The organism is Azospirillum sp. BE72 (assembly GCF_031455875.1).
Taxonomy (GTDB): Bacteria; Pseudomonadota; Alphaproteobacteria; order Azospirillales; family Azospirillaceae; genus Azospirillum.
In genome coordinates this window covers 12,786-31,556 of the sequence record NZ_JAVDTO010000024.1, presented here as the reverse complement: position 1 = coordinate 31,556, position 18,771 = coordinate 12,786, and the positions used below count along the sequence as shown (strand labels likewise).

19 protein-coding genes are annotated in these 18,771 nt (G+C 67.6%); 6 read left to right on the top strand and 13 right to left on the bottom strand.

Annotation, left to right across the window (positions count from 1 at the left end; all coding sequences use genetic code 11):
• Window positions 1-13 precede the first annotated feature (13 nt).
• The 10 genes from J2Y49_RS30185 to J2Y49_RS30140 all read right to left on the bottom strand — a co-directional run bounded on the left by J2Y49_RS30185 (window position 14) and on the right by J2Y49_RS30140 (window position 10,263).
• Entirely contained in the window at window positions 14-1,954 is a 1,941-nt protein-coding gene (locus J2Y49_RS30185) for a TIM barrel protein (protein ID WP_310119301.1), read from the bottom strand.
• A gap of 265 nt (window positions 1,955-2,219) precedes the next feature.
• Window positions 2,220-2,522 (bottom strand): hypothetical protein, encoded by a 303-nt coding sequence (locus J2Y49_RS30180; protein WP_310119300.1) that lies wholly within the window; start codon window positions 2,520-2,522, stop codon window positions 2,220-2,222.
• 48 nt (window positions 2,523-2,570) lie between these two features.
• A complete protein-coding gene (locus tag J2Y49_RS30175; RefSeq protein WP_310119298.1) occupies window positions 2,571-3,494 on the bottom strand; it encodes an aminotransferase class IV in 924 nt (307 codons plus the stop codon).
• Between the two features lie 84 nt (window positions 3,495-3,578).
• Entirely contained in the window at window positions 3,579-4,373 is a 795-nt protein-coding gene (locus J2Y49_RS30170) for an amino acid ABC transporter ATP-binding protein (RefSeq protein ID WP_310119297.1), read from the bottom strand.
• Between the two features lie 26 nt (window positions 4,374-4,399).
• Window positions 4,400-5,065, bottom strand: coding sequence for an amino acid ABC transporter permease (locus J2Y49_RS30165; RefSeq protein ID WP_310119296.1), 666 nt, complete (start codon window positions 5,063-5,065; stop codon window positions 4,400-4,402).
• A gap of 12 nt (window positions 5,066-5,077) precedes the next feature.
• Window positions 5,078-5,743, bottom strand: coding sequence for an amino acid ABC transporter permease (locus tag J2Y49_RS30160; RefSeq protein ID WP_310119295.1), 666 nt, complete (start codon window positions 5,741-5,743; stop codon window positions 5,078-5,080).
• A gap of 133 nt (window positions 5,744-5,876) precedes the next feature.
• Window positions 5,877-6,728, bottom strand: a complete 852-nt coding sequence (locus J2Y49_RS30155; RefSeq protein WP_310119293.1) for a transporter substrate-binding domain-containing protein — start codon at window positions 6,726-6,728, stop codon at window positions 5,877-5,879.
• A 58-nt stretch (window positions 6,729-6,786) separates the two neighbouring features.
• The gene (locus J2Y49_RS30150) at window positions 6,787-7,503 is read right to left on the bottom strand and encodes a GntR family transcriptional regulator (RefSeq protein ID WP_310119291.1); all 717 of its coding nucleotides are present in this window, start codon (window positions 7,501-7,503) and stop codon (window positions 6,787-6,789) included.
• A 134-nt stretch (window positions 7,504-7,637) separates the two neighbouring features.
• Window positions 7,638-9,233 (bottom strand): gamma-glutamyltransferase family protein, encoded by a 1,596-nt coding sequence (locus tag J2Y49_RS30145; RefSeq protein ID WP_310119289.1) that lies wholly within the window; start codon window positions 9,231-9,233, stop codon window positions 7,638-7,640.
• Between the two features lie 121 nt (window positions 9,234-9,354).
• Window positions 9,355-10,263, bottom strand: coding sequence for a LysR family transcriptional regulator (locus tag J2Y49_RS30140; RefSeq protein WP_310119288.1), 909 nt, complete (start codon window positions 10,261-10,263; stop codon window positions 9,355-9,357).
• Between the two features lie 241 nt (window positions 10,264-10,504).
• On the opposite strand from J2Y49_RS30140, the gene J2Y49_RS30135 reads away from it, so the two are divergent.
• The 6 genes from J2Y49_RS30135 to J2Y49_RS30110 all read left to right on the top strand — a co-directional run bounded on the left by J2Y49_RS30135 (window position 10,505) and on the right by J2Y49_RS30110 (window position 16,359).
• A complete protein-coding gene (locus J2Y49_RS30135; RefSeq protein ID WP_310119287.1) occupies window positions 10,505-11,602 on the top strand; it encodes an ABC transporter substrate-binding protein in 1,098 nt (365 codons plus the stop codon).
• Between the two features lie 70 nt (window positions 11,603-11,672).
• Window positions 11,673-12,758 (top strand): ABC transporter ATP-binding protein, encoded by a 1,086-nt coding sequence (locus tag J2Y49_RS30130; RefSeq protein ID WP_310119286.1) that lies wholly within the window; start codon window positions 11,673-11,675, stop codon window positions 12,756-12,758.
• Entirely contained in the window at window positions 12,755-13,606 is an 852-nt protein-coding gene (locus tag J2Y49_RS30125) for an ABC transporter permease (RefSeq protein WP_310119285.1), read from the top strand. Before J2Y49_RS30130 ends, J2Y49_RS30125 begins: the two co-directional genes overlap by 4 nt.
• Window positions 13,606-14,403 carry an ABC transporter permease gene (locus J2Y49_RS30120; protein ID WP_310119283.1) on the top strand — a complete coding sequence of 266 codons (798 nt, stop codon included), beginning with the start codon at window positions 13,606-13,608 and terminating at the stop codon, window positions 14,401-14,403. Before J2Y49_RS30125 ends, J2Y49_RS30120 begins: the two co-directional genes overlap by 1 nt.
• A gap of 51 nt (window positions 14,404-14,454) precedes the next feature.
• Complete coding sequence (gene speB / locus J2Y49_RS30115; RefSeq protein ID WP_310119281.1) at window positions 14,455-15,507, top strand: agmatinase; 1,053 nt, start codon at window positions 14,455-14,457, stop codon at window positions 15,505-15,507.
• A gap of 411 nt (window positions 15,508-15,918) precedes the next feature.
• Entirely contained in the window at window positions 15,919-16,359 is a 441-nt protein-coding gene (locus J2Y49_RS30110; RefSeq protein WP_310119280.1) for a nuclear transport factor 2 family protein, read from the top strand.
• Here J2Y49_RS30110 and J2Y49_RS30105 read toward each other — a convergent pair.
• The 3 genes from J2Y49_RS30105 to J2Y49_RS30095 are packed head-to-tail and all read right to left on the bottom strand — an operon-like array spanning window position 16,344 to window position 18,693.
• Window positions 16,344-17,321 (bottom strand): phosphatidate cytidylyltransferase, encoded by a 978-nt coding sequence (locus J2Y49_RS30105; RefSeq protein ID WP_310119279.1) that lies wholly within the window; start codon window positions 17,319-17,321, stop codon window positions 16,344-16,346. The genes J2Y49_RS30110 and J2Y49_RS30105 overlap by 16 nt on opposite strands.
• Window positions 17,318-18,004 carry a lysophospholipid acyltransferase family protein gene (locus J2Y49_RS30100; RefSeq protein WP_310119277.1) on the bottom strand — a complete coding sequence of 229 codons (687 nt, stop codon included), beginning with the start codon at window positions 18,002-18,004 and terminating at the stop codon, window positions 17,318-17,320. The genes J2Y49_RS30105 and J2Y49_RS30100 overlap by 4 nt, the downstream gene beginning before the upstream one ends.
• Window positions 18,001-18,693 (bottom strand): CDP-alcohol phosphatidyltransferase family protein, encoded by a 693-nt coding sequence (locus J2Y49_RS30095; RefSeq protein ID WP_310119276.1) that lies wholly within the window; start codon window positions 18,691-18,693, stop codon window positions 18,001-18,003. The genes J2Y49_RS30100 and J2Y49_RS30095 overlap by 4 nt, the downstream gene beginning before the upstream one ends.
• Window positions 18,694-18,771: the final 78 nt, after the last annotated feature.

Below are 18,771 nucleotides of genomic sequence, written 5' to 3'. Positions count from 1 at the left end.
ATTTCGTTCATTTCTAGTCGAGATAAAGTTCGGGCCGTGCGCCTTCGCGCAGCTGTGCCTGCACCGCCATGCGCACGGCGGCATTCACCGCACCGAACTGCCGGTAACCGCCACGCCGCTCCACCACCTCGAAGAAGAAGCGGTCGTCGAAGCTGTCGGTGTAAGCGTGAAGAAACTCCCCGTCCCCCTCCCCCTGGGCGTCGCGGTCATACAGCAGTTCGTGTTTCTTCAGCATCGCCAGTGCCGCATCGTCCAGCGGGTGCTTGACCGCGAGGTCGTCGTAATAGTTGGCAGGGATCGGCAGGAAGGGGGCACCGGCGGCGAGACGGTCCTTCACAAGCGCGGCGGCGTCCGCAGTGGCGAAGGCGATATGGTGGACGCCGGCGCCGGAGGTGGCGCTGACGAAACGGCCCGTGGCGGTCCGCCGGCTTTCCGAGATGTTCAGAGGCAGCCGCACGCCCCGGCCGGGTTCCGCATCGGGGCTGACCAGCGCCCGGCTGCGGATCAGGCCGTAGGGGTCCGGCAACTCCCACAGGCTTTCCGGCACGAAGCCGAAGACCGTGCGGTAGAACAGCACGAAGCTGTCCATCCGCCCGAAGGGCAGGGCCTGCGCGACATGATCAATCCCAAGCAGCGGGCCGCGTAGCGGCGTTGGGCTGGCGGTATGTCCGGGGGGCTCTTCCGCAAACAGGTGGAAATCGTCCTCCCAGATGCTGCGACGGGCCTCCTTGTCGTCGACCAGATAGATCAGCGTGCCGTCGGGTGCCCGCAGTGCCGGGATGCGGCGTTCGCCGTCGCCGACCCGCTCGCGCCACAGCACGCATTGCAGCGCCTCGGCACGGGCGATGGTGCGGGCGGCATCGTCCACCGTGAAGGCCATGGCGCAGACCGACGGGCCGTGCATCTGGAAATGCTCCGACGCCGCGGAATCCTCCTCGCTGTTCAGCACCAGATTGACCCCACCCTGACGGTAGAGATCGACATCCTTGGAGCGGTGGCGCCCGGCATGGCGGAAGCCCAGGTTGCCGAGCAGGGCCGACAGCTTATCCCGCGCGGCTGCGTCGACGGCGAATTCGAGGAACTCCACGCCACGGCAGACCGGCGGCGCCGGCAGGCCGGGACCGAAACCGGATTCGGCCTCCGCATGGATCAGCGAGCGCAGCCCGTCGAGAGCGGTCAGGCGGGCAGGGGCGGCGCGGAACTCGTCATTGAAGATCTCCAGCGACAGCGGGCCGCGGTAGCCGGACGCCAGAACGGCGTCCAGAAAGCGCCGGACCGGCAACTGGCCCTGGCCCGGGAAACTGCGGAAATGGCGGCTCCAGGACAGCACGTCCATCGACAGCTTGGGGGCGTCGGCCAACTGCACGAAGAAGATGCGCTCGCCCGGCAGATCGGCGATGCCGGACGGATCGTCGTCCAGGGCCAGCGTGTGGAAGCTGTCGACGATCAGCCCCAGCGCCGGGTGGCTGGCCCGCTCGACGATGTCCCAGGCTTGGCGCCAGCGGTTGACGTGCCGGCCCCAGGCAAGAGCCTCGTAGCCGACACGCAGGCCGTGGCGCTGTGCCCGCTCCGCCATTTCGGCGAGGTCGGCGGCGGCACGGGTCGGGTCGTCGATGGCGGTGGGCTGGACGTTGGAGCAGACCAGAACGAGGTCGGTGCCCAATTCCTGCATCACGTCGAACTTGCGCTCCGCCCGGTCGAGGTTGCGGGCGCGGATCGGGTCCGGCATCGCCTCGAAGTCGCGGAAAGGCTGGAACAAGGTGATCTCAAGACCCAATGCCTCGGCAATGCGGCGCACATCGGCCGGGGACCCGTCGAAGGTCAGCAGATCGTTCTCGAAAATCTCGACACCGTCAAAGCCGATGGTGGCCGCCGCCTCGAGCTTCTCCGGCAGGGTGCCGCTCAGCGAGACGGTGGCGATCGACTTTTTGAAGGTAAAGGCGCTGGACGGCATGGGAGCCCTTTCGGCAGCGGCATGGTTCGTACACCTCAACAAACGTACCAGTTCGTACATTTCTGCGCAATACGCTTTGTCAGCCGATGATTCGCTGTGCTAACTAATGGGTGGAGAGGCGGGGACGAAGCACGTCATCGCTTTCTCACCACCTTCAGGAGTTGCGGCGGAACCGGGCGAGCGTCTGGTCGCCGTGGACGGTGCGGACGTCCTTGCGCATTGAACAGGCGCGGAAGCCGCCCGAGCAGCCAGCCGAGCGCCGCCATCAGACCGCCCTCGGCGACCGGGACCAGCGCCGCCCGCCAGGGATCGACGGCGGCGGCCCCGCTGACGTCGTGCCCTCCACCGCGAACAGCAGGTGATGGAGCGACTGCACCGCCGTGACGATGCCGGCGACGAGGCAGGCGGCGCCGATCCCGATCCCGGCCGCCAGCACCGCCAGCCAGACCTCGTCGCTGCGCACGATGGCGCGCACGATGGCGTGCAGCCAGGCCGGGGCCCTGATGCCCGTGCCATTGTCCGGAAGGTGGTCCGGAGGGAACAGCCTGGCTTTCAGCGATCGGAGCATGCGCCGGCGCGCCGGCTCCGGCGTTGGGGGATGTGGACGGCCCCGCCGTCAGCCGAGCATTGCCCGGGCATAGAGGTCGGCGACGTGCGCGGTGACCGGCCCCGGCTTTCCGTCGCCGATCTGCCGGCCGTCGATCCGCACCACCGGCGTGATGCCGCCCAGCGTGCCGGTGACGAAGGACTCGTCGGCGCCATAGACCTCCGCCAGGGTGAAATCATGCTCGCGCACCGTGCCGCCGTCCTTGCGGTAGAGATCGATCGTCTTGGCGCGGGTGATGCCCTTGAAATTGAAGCGGCCGGTGGAGGTCCAGAGTTCGCCCTTGCGGACGATGAAGAAGTTTGTCGAGTTGCAGCTCGCCACGAAACCATGCGGGTCGAGCATCAGCGCCTCGTCGGCCCCGGCGTTGATCGCCTGGATCAGCGCCTGGATGAAGTTGAGCCGGCTGTGCGAGTTGAGGCGCAGGTCGAAGACGTCGGGGCCGCTGCACCGGATGGTCGAGGTGAACAGCGCCAACCCGGTGGCCTTCGATTCCGGCTTCGGCGTCTTGTATTCGGCGATGATGACGATGGTCGCCTGTCCCAGCGCGAAGCGCGGATCCTGGTTGGGCGTCTTCTTGCGGCCGCGGGTGATCATCAGGCGGATGTGGGCGCCGTCGGTCATCCCGTTGCGGTCCAGCGTGGCCTGGATCGCCGCGACCAGCTCCTGCCGCGTCATTCCGATGTCGAGCTGGATGGCGTTGGCGCCCTCGTAGAGGCGATCCATATGGTCGTCCAGCGCCAGGATCCGGCCCTTGACCAGCCGCAGCCCCTCCCACACCCCGTCGCCCAGCACGAAGCCGGCGTCGAAGACCGAGACCTTTGCCTCGTCGCGCTTGAAGAACTCGCCATTCACATAGATCAGCACCTCGTCGTTGCGGCTGTCGTCGACATAGCCCTGCGAACTCGTCCGGCTGACCGTGCTGTTCGAAACCATCACATTGCCCTTTCCCGGCGGCGGCCGGCCATTCCGGCCGGCACTGCGCCGCCTGTTTCTCGGATGCCCAGAAGGAAGATCGGATCAGAAGGAAAATTCGGTGAAACGCTCCAGGAAGGCGCGCGTGCGCTCCTGTTTGGGATGCTTCAGCACCTCGTCCGGCGTCCCGACCTCGTGGAAGACGCCATCGGCGAGGAAGATCACCTTGGTGGCGAAATGGTAGGCGAAGCCAAGCTCGTGGGTGACGAGCAGCATGGTCCGCCCCTCCTCCGCCAGTTGCCGGATGACGCGCAGCACCTCGCCCACCAGCTCGGGGTCGAGCGAGGAGGTCGGCTCGTCGAACAACAGGATTTCCGGCTCCATGGCGAGCGCGCGGGCGATGGCCACCCGCTGCTGCTGGCCGCCCGACAGCCGTCCGGGATAGACGTCGGTCTTGCCGCCCAACCCGACCTTGTCCAGTTCGCGCAGTGCCCGCTCGCGCGCCTCCGCCTTCTTCATCCGCTTGACCGTGACCAGCCCTTCCATGGCGTTCTCCAGCACGGTCATGTGCGGGAACAGGTTGAACTGCTGGAACACCATGCCGACGCGCTCGCGGACCCGGCACAGCTCGCTTTCGGGATAGCGCACTTCGTCGGGCTTGCCGGCGGGCGTGCGGCCCAGCGGCCTGCCGTCGAGCGCGATCCGGCCGGAGGTCGGCATCTCCATGAAATTGAGGCAGCGCAGGAAGGTGCTCTTCCCCGATCCGCTGCCGCCGATGATGGCGACGCGTTCGCCGGCTGCCACGGAGAAATCGATCCCCTGCAGCACATGCAGCGCCCCGAACCATTTGTGGAGGCCGGACACCTGGAGGATCGGCGGCGGCGTTATGGGATCTGGCATGGACGGAGACTCCGCTTGCATGACGCTCAGCCCTTGCCGGCCATGCGGCGTTCGAGGGTCATCGACAGGAGGGTGGCCGGATAGATCAGGACGAAATAGACGACTGCAACGGTCGTGAGGATTTCGAAGGGACGGTAGTAGGTCGAACTCAGCAGCCGGCCCTGATACATCAGCTCATGCACCGACAGCACGGAAGCCAGCGACGACATCTTCGCTACCTCCACCGCGCGGTTGGTGAAGGCCGGCAGCATCAGCTTGAAGACCTGCGGCAGGATGATCCGGCGCAGCACGTCGGCGTGCCGCATGCCCAGCGCCTTCGCCCCTTCCCATTGGCCGCGGGCAATCGACTGGATTCCGCCGCGGAAGATCTCCGCCCCATAGGCCGAGGTGTTCAGCGCCAGCCCGAGCAGCGCCGCCGTGAAGGGCGACAGCTGCACCCCGATCAGGATGGGGAAGGCGTAGTAGAACCAGATCAGCTGGATCAGCACCGGCGTGTCGCGGAACAGCTCGATGTAGACGAGGCTGCCGCCGCGCAGCAGCCGGCTGCGCGACAGCCGGGCGAGCGCCAGGACGAGGCCCGCGGCCAGCCCGATGGCAAGGCTGGGCAGCCAAAGCTGCAGCGTCACCAGGAAGCCGCGCATCAGGATCGGGAAGGTCTCCACCACCAGGGCGAAGTCGAAGGCGTAGTCCATCTCCCGTTCTCCTCAGCGGTAGGCGGTGAGCCGCGCTTCGGCGACCCGGGCCAGCGCGCTGCACGAGACCAGCAGCACGAGATAGAGCAGGGCGACGGCGGTGTAGACCTCCAGCGGCCGGAAGGTTTCGCTGTTCACCATCATCGCCTGATAGAGAAGCTCTCCATAGGCCAGCGTGGAGGCGAGCGCCGTGGTCTTGATCAGCTCGAAGGAGCGTTCGACGAAGGGGGCGACCATGCGCGTCGCCGCCTGCGGCACCACGATGCGCCGCATCAGCTGAGTGTGGGGCATGCCCAGCGCCTTGGCTCCCTCCCACTGGCCGCGCTCGATGGAGCGGATGCCGCCGCGGAACACCTCGGCATAGAAAGCGCCGGACTGGGTGGACAGGGCGAGCACCGCGGCGACCAGCGGATCGAGGCTGATGTTCAGAACCACCGGCAGGGCGTAGAAGAACCAGAAGAAATGCACGATGGGCGGCGTGTTCCGGTAGAACTCGACAAAGACCGCCGCCGGCAGACGCAGAATCCGGCGCGGCGACAGCCGCAGCAGAGCCAGGACCAGCCCGACGAGAACGCCGAAGACGATGGCGATTGCAGCAATCTTCACCGTGTTGAGCAGACCGTCGAGCAGCATCGGCCATCGCGTCAGGACCGGCGAGAAATCCCATTGATAGCTCATGCGGCGTCCTTGTGGATGGCCCCGTCGATGTCTTCTTGCGGTGACAGACGATGCGCCCCTCGGCCGTCATTCCCGCGAAAGCGGGGATGACGGCCGAAAAGGACCGTCCGAGACCTTGCGGGCTTGCCGCCGTTCAGCGCCAGGCTTCCTTGATCAGGCCCGGGATCTTCGATGCGTCGACGTTCTTCGACTTCAGATAGCCGGCGAACAGCTGGTCGGGAACGCCGTCGGCGTAGAGCGTCTTGAGCTGACCGTCCAGCCAGTCGCGGAAGGCCGGGTTCTCCTCCTTGCGCAGGCCGACGCTGGTGGCCACCGGCTCCACCGGTTCGGGCAGGATGACCTTGCCCAGCCGCAGGCGGGTCTGCTGGACGACGAGCGCCGGATGGAACTGCACGGCGACGTCGATGCGCTTGGCGGCGAAGGCGGCGATGGTCTCGTCGTTGTTGGAGAAGCGGTTGATCGCGGCCTGCTTCACCATCGCGGTCACGTTCTTGTCGAGCGAGGTGCCGAGCGTCACGCCGATCCGCAGTCCCGGCTTGTCGATGTCCGACCAGTTCTTGATGGTGGAATCGCCGGCGACCAGCGCCCCCATGGCATAGTAGAAGAGCGGGGCGTCGGGGAAGTCGATGGCCTTGCGCCGCTCCTCGGTCGGGTCGAGGACGAACATCAGGTCGATCTGGTCGGCCTGGAGCGCTCCCACCGCGTTGGCCCAGGTCGTCTCCACCGGAACGAGGGTGGCGCCGAGGCTGGCGGCCAGCCGCTGACCCATCGCCACGCCGACGCCGGTCCAGGTTTCGGTCATCGGATCCTTAAAGAACCAGGGCTCGGCCGATGTCACGCCGATGCGCAGGCGCTTGCTCTCCTTGACCCTGTCCAGGGTGGAGGGCGAGGCGGCGAGCGCCGGCAAAGCCGACAGTCCGACAGCGGCGCCGGCGGCAAGGCCGAGCAGGGTCCTGCGGCCCATTTTCCCCTGGTCGATGGTCATCTCAAAGCCTCCTCTGTCTGTTCGTCGTCTTTTTGCGGGTCGGGTCAGCGGCGTTCCGTCAGAGACCCTGGACGGCGCGGGCCTCGCGGCCCCGCAGGAAGTCTTCGGTCTGCCGGCCGCCACGCGCCATGTGGTCGGTGATTTCGGACTTCAGCGCGTCGAAATCGTCGGAGAGCGCCATCTCCACATAACGGTCGTGGCCGTCGCGGCGCGGACCGCGGATGCCGTGCGCGCGGTGGTGCGCTGCCCAATAGAGCTGCAGACGCCCGCGGATGCTGTCCCAGGTCCGGAGCAGCAGCTTGTGACCGGTCGCCTCATAGACGAAGCCGTGCAGTTGCAGTTCGGCGACGATGCTGGCGGCATCGTCCTCGGCATCGATGCAGGCGGTGAGCGCGTCGCGCCGGGCGACGAGGCCCTGGCGGAAGGACTGGTCGCGCCGCGCCCAGATCTGCTCGAAGGCGAAAATCTCCAGGGTGACGCGCATCGAATAGATCTCGCGCACGTCATCGACCGACAGGCCGACGACGTGGGTGCCGGTGTAGGGCACGGCAACCAGCAGCCCCTCGTCGATCAGCTGCCGCATGGCTTCGCGCAAAGGCCCGCGGCTGACTCCGAACTGGTCGGCAAGCGCGGTCTCGACAAGCTGTGCACCGGGCTCGATGTCGCCGTTCAGGATCGCGGCCCGCAACCCTTCCGCGATGTGGGCGCGGAAGGTCGATTTCGGCACGCGCCCCAGGACAGATCCCGCAGCCTTTGCCTTCGCTCCCTCGGACATGCGATCTCGCCGTAGACAGTCGATTGTTAACAATGTGAGCCGCAAGGATGGACCTGTCAACCGACATCGCTTTGTGGTCGAAGGACCATGGTGCGACGGCCATGGCCCTTCACGACACCGGAAGCGGCACCCCGTCAATAGCCAAGCGCGCACCCGTCCTTTCGGTGGTCGGAGCCGCCCAGCAGGGTTCCGCGCTCCCAGTCGATGGCGATGGCCTGGGCACCGCCGATGGCCCAGCTGGGCGTCGTCACGGTGAAGCCCCGGCGGGTCAGTTCCGCCCCCGCTTTGGTACGGATTGCCGTTTCCGCCTCCACGGTGAGGGTGCCGGGCAGGGGGAACAGGCGCGGCAGGTCGATGGCGCTTTGGATATTCAGGCCGTGGTCGAACAGCTTCGACAGGAAATGGGCATGGCCCATCGCCTGGTAATGCCCGCCCATGACGCCGAAGGTCAGTCTGACGCGCCCGTTCTCTGTGACCATGCCCGGAATGATGGTGTGCATCGGCCGCTTGCGCGGCGCCACCATGTTGGGATGCCCGTCGACCAGGGAAAAGCTCTGGCCACGGTTGTGGAACAGCACGCCGGAGCGCGGTGCCATCAGCCCGCTGCCATAGGGATGGAAGATCGAACTGATGAAGCTGACCGCCGTACGCTGCTTGTCGACCACGGCGATGTAGACCGTGTCCTTGTGCTCGACGCCGTCGAACACCCCGCCGATCTCCAGCGCGCGGGCGGTGTCGATGCGGCCGGCCAGTTCGTCGGCCAGCGCATCGGACAGCAGATGATCCACCATCGACGGTCCGGTCTGTGCCGGATCGGCCAGGAAGGCGTCGCGCGCGGCATAGGCGAGCCGCGTCGCCTCGATCTCCACATGCAGGCTGTCGGGGTCGAGCGGATCGCCGGCGGGCCGGAAGCGCTTCAGGATGTTCAGAATCATCAGGGTGATGATGCCCTGTCCGTTCGGCGGGCATTCATGGATTGTGCGCCCGCGATACTCCGTCCGGATCGGCGTCACATACTCGCCCCCGGCGCCTGCGAAATCCTCCAGGCTGTGAAAGCCCCCCGCCGCCCGCAGGACCTCCACCATGTCCTCGGCGACAGTACCGCGGTAGAAGGCGTCCGGCCCCTCGTGTCCGATGGCCTCCAGCGTGTCGGCCAGCAGCGGCTGGGTCTGGACGGTGCCGGCCGCGGGGGCCTCTCCGTCTACCAGGAAGGTTGCTGCGGCGGCCGGGTTCTGGCGCAGCAGGTCGCTTTGCTGGGCGAGGTCGTGCGACACCCGCGGCGTGATGACATAGCCTTCGCGCGCCATGGCGATGGCCGGGGCGAAGATCTCGCTCGGGGGGAGGCGGCCATGGTCGGCGACCAGCCGCGCCCAGGCATCCACCGCGCCCGGCACCGTGACCGCGTGGGGGGAGTGGCGGTCGATGGCGGTGACGCCCGCCGCCCGCAGACGCTCCAGCGTCATCGCCGCCGGAGTGCGGCCGGAGCCGTTGTAGGCGCGGATGTCGGTCCCGCCCTGCGGAGCGACCATGGCGAAGCAGTCTCCGCCGATCCCGGTCGAGCCGGCTTCGACCACGCTCTGGACCGCGCAGGCCGCCACGGCGGCATCCATCGCCGTGCCGCCGGCCTTGAGAATCTCGACCGCCGTCAGGGTGGCCGCCGGGTGCGAGGTGGCTGCCATGCCGTTGCGCCCCATGGCGAGCGACCGGCCCGGTTCTTCGAAGTTGCGCATGGTCTCCGTCGACTCCCCGATATTGGTCTTTGCGGTGAAGGGCCGAGTGCGACGGCGTCCTCCACCACGCCACCGATATGGTATACCAAATCCCACCGTAGCAAGCAGATCTGAAGCGGGATTACCGGCCGGCGATCTCCTCCCGTGTCAGGGTCATGAACAGATCGACCACCGGCGTCCTGGCCCGGTCGCTGTGGACCGCGATCTGGAACGGCGAGTGATAGGACAGCACCCGTGGCAGCAGGGCGCGCAGCCGTCCGGCCTGGATGAATGGAGCGGCGTAATGGTCGGGAAGATAGCCGAGATAGCGGCCGGACAGGATCAGCCGGGCGGCCCCTTCCATGTCGCTGACGGTCGCATGCGGCGCGCTGATGGCGAAGATCTTGATGTCGCGCGCCCCCCAATAGCTGCGGGCCACCAGCCGGTGACTGCGCACCTCGTCCAGATCGACCATGTCGTCCGGACGGTCGAACAGCGGATGGCCGGCCCCGCAGTAGAACAGGTTGGTTTCCGTGTAGAGGTCGATGTAGGAAAGGCCCGGCACGATCCGCGGAAAGCTGGCGATGGCAAGATGCAGCTCACCGCCGATCACGTCGCGCAGCAACTCGTTCGGTGGCCGGGTGGCGATGGCGAGATTGACCTCGGGGGCGGCGTCGGCGAAGCGGGTGATCACGCGCTCCAGCGGGAAATTTGCATCGGTCAGCGTGTTGTCCACCAGCCCGATGCTGAGGGTGCCGGTCAGGCGGTCGCGCAGCCCCCGAACCCGGGCGCCGAACCGGTCCAGCGTATCGAACACCCGCCGCAGCTCGTCATAGACCGCCTGCCCCTCCTCCGTCAGCTTGAAGCCGGAGCGGCCGCGCCGGCACAGCCGCACCCCCAGCCGCCCTTCAAGTTCGGCGAAATGGGTGGAGATGGTGGAAAGCGACAGGTTCAGTTCGCTTTGCGCCGCAGTAAACCCTCCGGCTTCGACCACCGTCATGAATAGGCGAAAGAGCCGCAGATCGGCGGTCTCGATGGTCATCCGGCTCATGCGATCGGCAATCCTCCGGCCTGAATGGGGGCGGGGCCGGCCATACTTCGGCTCCTGTCGAAGTAAGATACAAAAAATTCGGGATGTGTGAGAACGCAAAGTCGCCGTCTAATTCCAGCATGCAATTCCAGCCGGGCGGGGCAGGGCGGGGTGACGCCCGGCCCTCTCCCCGCCGGCAGTCGGACTGCCTGCTTCGCCCGCCCTCCATCGGGGCTGACCAACGACGAGACGGAGATACGCTATGAAGATCGGCGCAGGACTGGACAGACGGGCGGTGCTGGCGGGGGCGGGCGTGGCGGCCGCTGCTGCGGCTGTGGGGGCTGTGGGGTTTCCCTCCATCGTCCGGGCCCAATCGAAGTCGCTCAAGGTCGGGGTGTATGGCGGCTATTTCAAGGACAGCTTCGACAAGCACATCTTCCCGGACTTCACCAAGGCGACCGGCATCGCGGTGGAGGCGGTGGCCGAACCGACGGGCGAGGCTTGGCTGATCCAGCTTGAGCAGGCGGCCCGTGCCAGGCAGGCTCCGGCCGACGTGTCGATGATGTCCCAGGTGGCGATGCTGAAGGGGATGGCCGCCGAGCTGTGGGCGCCGCTCGATCCCGCCAGGCTGCCGAATGCCGCGAAGGTCAAGCCGGCGCTGATCAACAAGTATCCCGACGGCCGGCTGTCGGGCGTCGGCGCGGTGTCCTGGTACATCACCCTGGTGACCAACACCAAGGCCTTCCCGCAGGCTCCGGAGAGCTGGGCGGCGCTGTGGAACCCGGCCAACAAGGACAGGCTTGGCCTGCTGGCGCTGGTCTCCAACTCCTTCCTGCTGGACGTGACCGCCGCCACCTTCTTCGGCGGGGCCAAGCATCTCGACAGCGAACAGGGCCAGCTGGAGTGCTTCAAGAAGCTGGCCGAGCTGAAGAACAATGTGAAGCTGTGGTACCGCGACGAGGCGCAGTTCGAGGCGGCGCTGAAGTCGGGCGAAGTCCCGATGGGGCAATATTACCACGACGTCACCGGGCTTGCCGCCGCCGACGGCCATCCGGTGCGCTCCACCTTCCCCAAGGAGGGGGGCATCCTCGATTCCGGCAGCTGGGCGGTGTCCAAGGCGTCCAAGGCCGGCGATCTGGCCCATGTCTTCATCGACTATATGTGCCAGCCGCAAATCCAGGCGCTGCTGTCGCGCAAGGTCGGCACCTCGCCGACCATCGACCGGTCGGCCACCGACCTGACGGACAAGGAATTCGCCGCGGTATCCTCCGATCTGGCGCCCATCGTTCCGCGCTATGACCTCTATGTGTCGAAGGCCGACTGGCTGAACCAGAAATGGACGGAAATGATCGTGGGCTGACCCGCGAGCGCCCTTCCCCGGGATGCGGGGGAAGGGCTCCGTCCTTTCCGAACGATCCGAAGGCCCGCCCATGTCCGCCCTCGTTCTCGACGGTCTCACCAAGCGTTACGGCAGCTTCACCGCGGTACACGGGGCGAGCTTGCGCATCCCGCACGGTCAGTTCGTCTGCCTGCTGGGGCCCTCCGGCTGCGGCAAGACCACGCTTCTGCGTATGATCGCCGGGCTGGAGGAACCCTCCGGCGGCCAGCTGCTGATCGACGACCGCGACATCACCACGACCCCTGCCCACAAGCGGGATTTCGGCATGGTGTTCCAGTCGCTGGCATTGTTCCCCCATCTCAGCGCCGGGGAGAACATCGCCTATCCCCTGCGCATCCGCGGTGTTCCCGCCGATGAGCGCCGCCGCAGGGCGGAAAGCCTGCTGGAGCTGGTACGCCTGCCCGGCATGGCCGACCGGCCGGTCTCGCGGCTGTCGGGCGGCCAGCGCCAGCGCATCGCCATCGCCCGCGCCCTGGCGCTTGAGCCGAAACTGTTCCTGCTCGACGAACCGCTGTCGGCGCTCGACGCCAAGCTGCGCGAGGCGATGCAGATCGAACTGAAGCAGCTGCAGCGGCGGCTGGGTATCACCACCATCGTCGTCACCCACGACCAGCGCGAGGCGATGACCATGGCCGATCTGGTGGTGGTGATGTCGGAGGGGCGGATCCGTCAGGCCGCCCCGCCGATGGAGGTCTACCGTCGGCCGGCCGACGCCTTCGTCGCCGATTTCATCGGCATGACCAACCTGCTGGAGGGGGTGGTGACGGCCCCCGGCCGCGCCAGCGTGCCGGGAGGCGAACTGATCCTCGAAGGCCTGCCGCCGCATGGGTGCGCCCTGCTGTCGGTCAGGCCGGAGGAGGTGCTGCTGCATCCCGCCATGGGCACCGGGCAGGAGGGCCGGGCGAACCGGCTCACCGGAACCCTGTCCTTCGTCCGCGATCTCGGCGCCAGCGTCGAGTTCCGCATCGACGTCGCCGGGCGGGAGATCGTGGCGCTGACCCGGCCGCAGGACCGCCCGGCTGTCGAACCGGGGGGTGCCGTCATCGTCGAGATTCCGGCCGAAGCCTGCGTCGTCCTTCCGCCGGAAGGCGGAACCGCCGGGGAGCGGCCATCATGATCCGCCGCGCCCCCCGTAGCCTGGGCGAACATGCGCCGATCCTGTTTCCGGCGCTGATGCTGGTCGTCTTCTTCGTCATTCCCTTCGGCCTGATGATCGCGGTCAGCGTCGCCCGTCGCATTCCCGGCGGCTTCTACGAGCCCGATCTGGTGCTGGCCAATTACGAACGGTTCCTCAGCGCCTTCTTCGGCGGGGTCCTGTCCTTCTCGCTGGAGCTGGCGGCGCTGGTCGCCGTGGTGGCCGTCGGCATCGGATTTCCCTTCACCTACCGGCTGGCGCGGCTGCCGCGGGCGGCCCAGGTGCGCTGGCTGGTCTTCCTGCTGTCGATCCTGTCGCTGTCGGAGGTGATCATCGGCTTCGCCTGGTCGACCCTGCTGTCGCGCACCGCGGGTATCACCAACCTGCTGGTGGCGGTCGGGCTGATGACGGAGCCGCAATCGCTGTCGCCCAGCTTCGGCGCGCTGCTGGCCGGCATGGTCTATCAGGCCTTCCCCTACACCGTGCTGGTGCTCTATCCGGCGCTCGCCCGGCTCGACCCGGCGCTGGTGGAGGCGTCGCGGACGCTGGGCGCCTCGCCGCTCAGGGCCTTCTTCACCGTGGTGGTGCCGGCCCAGCGCAACACCATCGTGGCCACCCTGATCATGGCCTTCGTCTTCGCGCTGGGCAGCTACCTGCTGCCGCAGCTTCTGGGACGGCCGCAGCACTGGACCCTGTCGGTGCTGATCACCGATCAGGCGATCTACCAGTCCAACATGCCGTTCGCGGCGGCGATGGCGGTCTTCCTGGTGCTGGTCAGTCTGGCGCTGGTCGGGTTGTCCCTGCTGTTCGGACGCAAGGAGGAGGCGTGATGCTGCGCTGGCTCAACAGCCTGATGGCCGGCCTGATCGGCCTCGTCCTGGCAGCACCCATCCTGGTGGTGGCGGGGGTGTCGCTGAACGCCAAACGCTCGCTCGACTTCCCGCCCAAAGGACTGTCGGCTGCCTGGTATGCCGAGATCTTCACCGATCCCGGCTGGCGCGGCGCGCTGGTCGCCAGCCTCGTGGTGGCGGCAGCGTCGGCAGCGCTGGCGGTCGCCATCGCCTTTCCGCTGGCGTGGTTCATCTGGCGCTGGCGTGCGCCCTGGGCGCGGGCGTTCGAGGTGCTCGGCATGGCCCCCTTCATCCTGCCGCCGGTCATTACCGCGCTCGGATTCCTCAGCTTCTGGTCCACCTTCGGGCAGTATGGCGAGCCGTGGACGGTGGTGGTCAGTCACGCCATCTTCTTCGTCACGCTGCCGCTGGTCACGCTGTCGCTGGGCTTCGGTGCCGTGGACCGCAGCTATGTCGAGGCCGCCTCGACCATGGGGGCCGACGACCGCACCGTGCTGCGGACGGTGGTGATGCCGCTGGTGCGGCCCTACATGATTTCCGGTTTCGCCTTCGCCTTCGTGCTGTCGCTCAACGAATACATCGTCGCCTACATGGTCGCCGGCTTCACGCTGGAAACGCTGCCGATCAAGATCTTCAACGCCCTGCGCTACGGCTACACGCCGACCATGGCCGCCGTCACCGTGCTGTTCGTGCTGCTGACCGCGGCCGTCTTCGGGCTGATCGCCCGCTTCGGCGACCTGCCGCGCCTGCTGGGCGCCTGGATCAAAGCCGACTGACTGGTTCCGACCGACCGGCCCGACCGACCTTCCGACAGGAGACCTTTCAAAATGATCGATCCGGACAAGCTCAACCGCCTGCGCGAGAAGTACAGCGGCAGCGGCGGCGCCGACATCCACTCGCCGGAATTCCAGCGCGTCGCCGCCCTGCAATTCTCCGCCGGGGGGCGGCGGACCCAGCCCTTCGCCGGGGTCTCCACCCTGCTCGACGCGCCATACCGTCCGGATGCGCCCGAACTGCCCGATTTCGGCGGGCTGGAGGTCGCGCTGATCGGCGTGCCGATGGATCTGGGGGTGACCAACCGTGCCGGCGCCCGCTTCGGTCCGCGGGCGGTGCGGACCATCGAGCGGATCGGTCCCTACGAATATGTGCTGAGGATGGTGCCGTCGGCGGCCTGCCGGCTGGCCGATGTCGGCGATGTGCCGCTGTCCAGCCGCTTCAGCCTGGAAGCCTGCCACCACGACATCGAGAGCTTCTACAACAAGGTGGTGGATGCCGGGGTGATCCCGCTGTCGGTCGGCGGCGACCATTCGATCAGCCAGTCGATCCTGAAGGCGCTGGGTCGGGACCGGCCGGTCGGCATGATCCATTTCGACGCCCATTGCGACACCGGCGGCCCTTACGAGGGGTCCAAGTTCCACCATGGCGGTCCGTTCCGCCAAGCGGTGCTGGACGGCGTGCTCGATCCGGAGCGCACGGTGCAGATCGGCATCCGCGGCAGCACCGAGTTCCTTTGGGAGTTCTCCTACGAATCCGGCATGACGGTGATCCATGCCGAGGAGGTGGCGCAGCGCGGCATTCCCGCGGTCATCGAGCAGGCCCGCCGGGTGGTCGGCGACGGGCCGGTCTATGTCTCCTTCGACGTGGACTGCCTCGACCCGGTGTTCGCTCCGGGCACCGGCACGCCGGAGGTCGGCGGGCTGACCACGCGGGAGGCGATCGAGCTTCTGCGCGGGCTGGCCGGGCTCGACGTCATCGGCGGCGACGTGGTGGAAGTGGCACCGCAGTATGATGCCAACACCACCACCGCCCAGGCCGGTGCGCAGATGCTGTTCGAGATCCTGTGCCTTGCCGTCAAGGCGCTGGAGCAGCGGCGGGGGTGATCCCCGCCGGCACGGCGACGCCATCGTCGAGGATGACGCCTATGGCGCGCTGCCGGCCGGCGGGCCGGTTCCGATGGCGGCCCTGGCGCCGGACATCGTCTTCCACATCGCCGGCGTGGCGAAGATCCTCGGGGCCGGCCTGCGCATCGCCTATCCGGTGGTTCCCGAGGCGCGCCATGTCTGGCACAGCTGTCCGCCTTCCTGCGGGCAACGACGGAGCTGGCCTCCGTGTTTCTGTAACCCGTCGATCGGCCGCTCTCCGTCCGATTGCCGCCTGTGCACGGACGGACGGGCAACAGCCTCCTCCGCGGCACGCCGACTGCCTTGCTTGTCCAGGAAGAGAGGCGGCGTAGGATCCGCCCCTGGTCATTTCCGAAGTGGACATCTTCGGAGCAGGGCAGGGAGGGCGTCATGGTGCAAGCGGATTTGGCGTGGCTGCGGACCCTTTACGACCGCTATGGAGCCGGCGAGGTCCAGGCGGTGTTCGATCACCTGTCTCCCGACGTCGAATGGGTGTCCAGCCGGGGGTCTCCGGCCTTCGCGTCCTTTTCCGGGACATTCCGGGGGGCGGACGGCGTGCGCCGCTACTTTGACGGACTGATGCAGGAGTGGATCATCGACCGGCACGAGATGCTCGACATGACGGTCGAGGGCGATGATGTCCGGGTGCAGAATCTGGTCGGTGCCACCTACCGCAAGACCGGCAAGCGGATCGAGACGGTGACCCACCACCATTTGCGCGTGAACAACGGCCGCATCGAACGTTTTGAAGAGCAGTTCGACGATGCAGCCGTTGCCACGGCCTGTGAGGCCGATTGCGCTGAGGGACACCCCGGTCAGGTGAACCAGTAGCGGGTGAGGTGGAAGAACAGCGGCGCCGAGAACACGATGGAGTCGAGGCGGTCGAGGACGCCGCCATGGCCCTCGATCATGGTGCCCCAATCCTTGACCCCGAGGTCGCGCTTGATCGCCGACAGGACGAAGCCGCCGAAGAAGCCGGCGATCACGATGAGCAGCGACATGCCCGCCGCCTGGAGCGGCGAGAAGGGCGTGATGACGTGCAGCCCGGTGCCGATGGCGACGGCGGTCAGCCCGCCGCCGACCAGCCCCTCCACCGTCTTGGACGGGCTGATGCCGGGCGACAGCCGGGTCTTCCCCCACAGCTTGCCGAACACGTACTGGAAGACGTCGCTCAACTGCGCCACCGTCATCAGGTACAGCAGCAGCAGGGCGCTGGGCAATTGGTAGCCGGGGATGTCGAGCCACAGCAGCGCCGGCGCGTGGCTGGTGCAGTAGACCGCCACCATCAGCCCCCACTGCGCCTTGGCGGTGCGGGTCAGGAAGTCGGTGGCGTCGGCGCCCAGAACCGACAGCGACGGCAGCGCCATGAACACGTAGACGGGGATGAAGATCGAGAACAGCCCGTACCAGCCGATGCCGATCAGCCAGTATTGCAGCGGAACGACCACGAAGAACGACAGGAACAGCCCGGCATGGTCGCCGCGCCGGGTCGGCGTCAGCGTGATGAACTCGCGCAGCGCCAGATAGGACAGAATGGCGAACAGCACCAGCGTCACCACGCTGCCCAGCAGCATGGCCGCGGCGAACAGCGCCACCATCACCCACCAGGAGCGGATGCGGGCGTTCAGGTTGCGCACGGTGTCGCGCCCGGCCGGCGTCCGCACGCGGTAGGCGAGGACGGCGCCGATCAGGGTGGAGACGACCAGCAGGCCCAGGGCGGCGCTCGACAGCCAGAGGAACAGCGGCTCGGTGGTCGTGAGGAAACTCGTCACGGCGTTCATCATGCTGCTCATCGGACGGTCCGTTGGCCGGAGGACTGGGAGTCGGGTTTGGAATCGGTCTGGGAGGCGGATTGCGATTTGGGCCGGGACAGCGACACCAGCGCCTCGCGCGCCCGCTCCAGGAACGCCGCCTTGTCCTCGCCCTCGATCCCTTCCAGCGGTGTGCCGAAGCGCATGGTGCAGATCAGCGGCACCAGCAGCGGCATGCCCTTCGGCATCACGCGGTGCAGGTTCTCGATGAAGACGGGCACCAGCTCGGCGTCCGGCACCCGGCGGGAGAGGTGGTAAAGGCCGCTCTTGAACGGAGCCACGGTGCCGTCGCCGCGCGTGCCCTCGGGGAAGAGGATCAGCGACCGGCCGCTTTCCAGCACCGCCGCCATGGCGTCCATCACCTCCGCCGTCGCCTTGCCAGTGCGGTCGACCAGGAGCGCGTTCAGGCAGCCCACCGCCACCGCGCGCCGCAGGGCCGATCCGCCCCAGTAATCGAGTGCAGCTACCGGATGGGTGCGCTCCCGCAGCTCCGCCGGCAGGGCCGCCATGACAGCGAGCGTGTCGAGGTGGCTGGTGTGGTTGGCGAAATAGATGCGGGGAATGTCCACAGGCGCGCTGCCTTCCCAGCTCGCGCGGGCGCCGACCAGCAGGCGGGTCAGCCCCAGCAGACCGCGGCGGAGCGCCGGTTGGAGAAGAGGGATCATGACCGGGCCTCCGGCTGACGGGCTTCTTGATGTTGGGCTTCCAAATGCTGGTTCTTCAACCGGCAGGCGATGCCGAGCGTGCGCGTCGCGACGGTGAGCAGGCTGCCGCCCGTGATGATCCAGGCCGCCGCCAGCAGGCTGTATCTCGTCCTCCACAGCGCATGCTCGACCGCCTGGGCCAGCAGGGCAATTGTGAGGGCGGCCATGCGGCGCTGCTTGGCCATCACGCCGCCGAAATCCTGCGCCAGACCCAGTGCGCCGCCGAAGGTCCGGACATAGGCGGTCATCATGGCGGCCAGCGCCGCCGCCCAGCCGAGCCAGGGCAGGCCAGCGGCGTATCCCAGCGGCACCAGGAAGGCGGTGTCGGCAATGCGGTCGGGGATCTCGTTGTAGAGCGCGCCGACCGGCGATCCCTTGCCGCCCTCCACCGCGACCATGCCGTCGAGCAGGTTGCACAGCAGGCGCAGCTGGACGCAGAGCGCGGCGAGAACCCAGCCCAGCACGCCGCCATGCAGCAGCAGCGCGCCGCCGATCCCCGCCCACACCGCCGACAGCAGCGAGATCTGGTTCGGCGTCACCGGCGTCGTGGTCAGCCACGCCGCCAGCCGTTGCGCCCAGCGGGCGGAGCGGGTGGCGATGGGGCGCCGGTCGGCGGCCGGCTTGGCGGCGGCTGCGGTGTTCTCCATCATGCGGTCTCCTTGGGAAAGGCCCCGGTGATGATGTCGGCGAGGAACGGCGGCAGGAAGTGCGGCGAGGCGAGAAGCGCG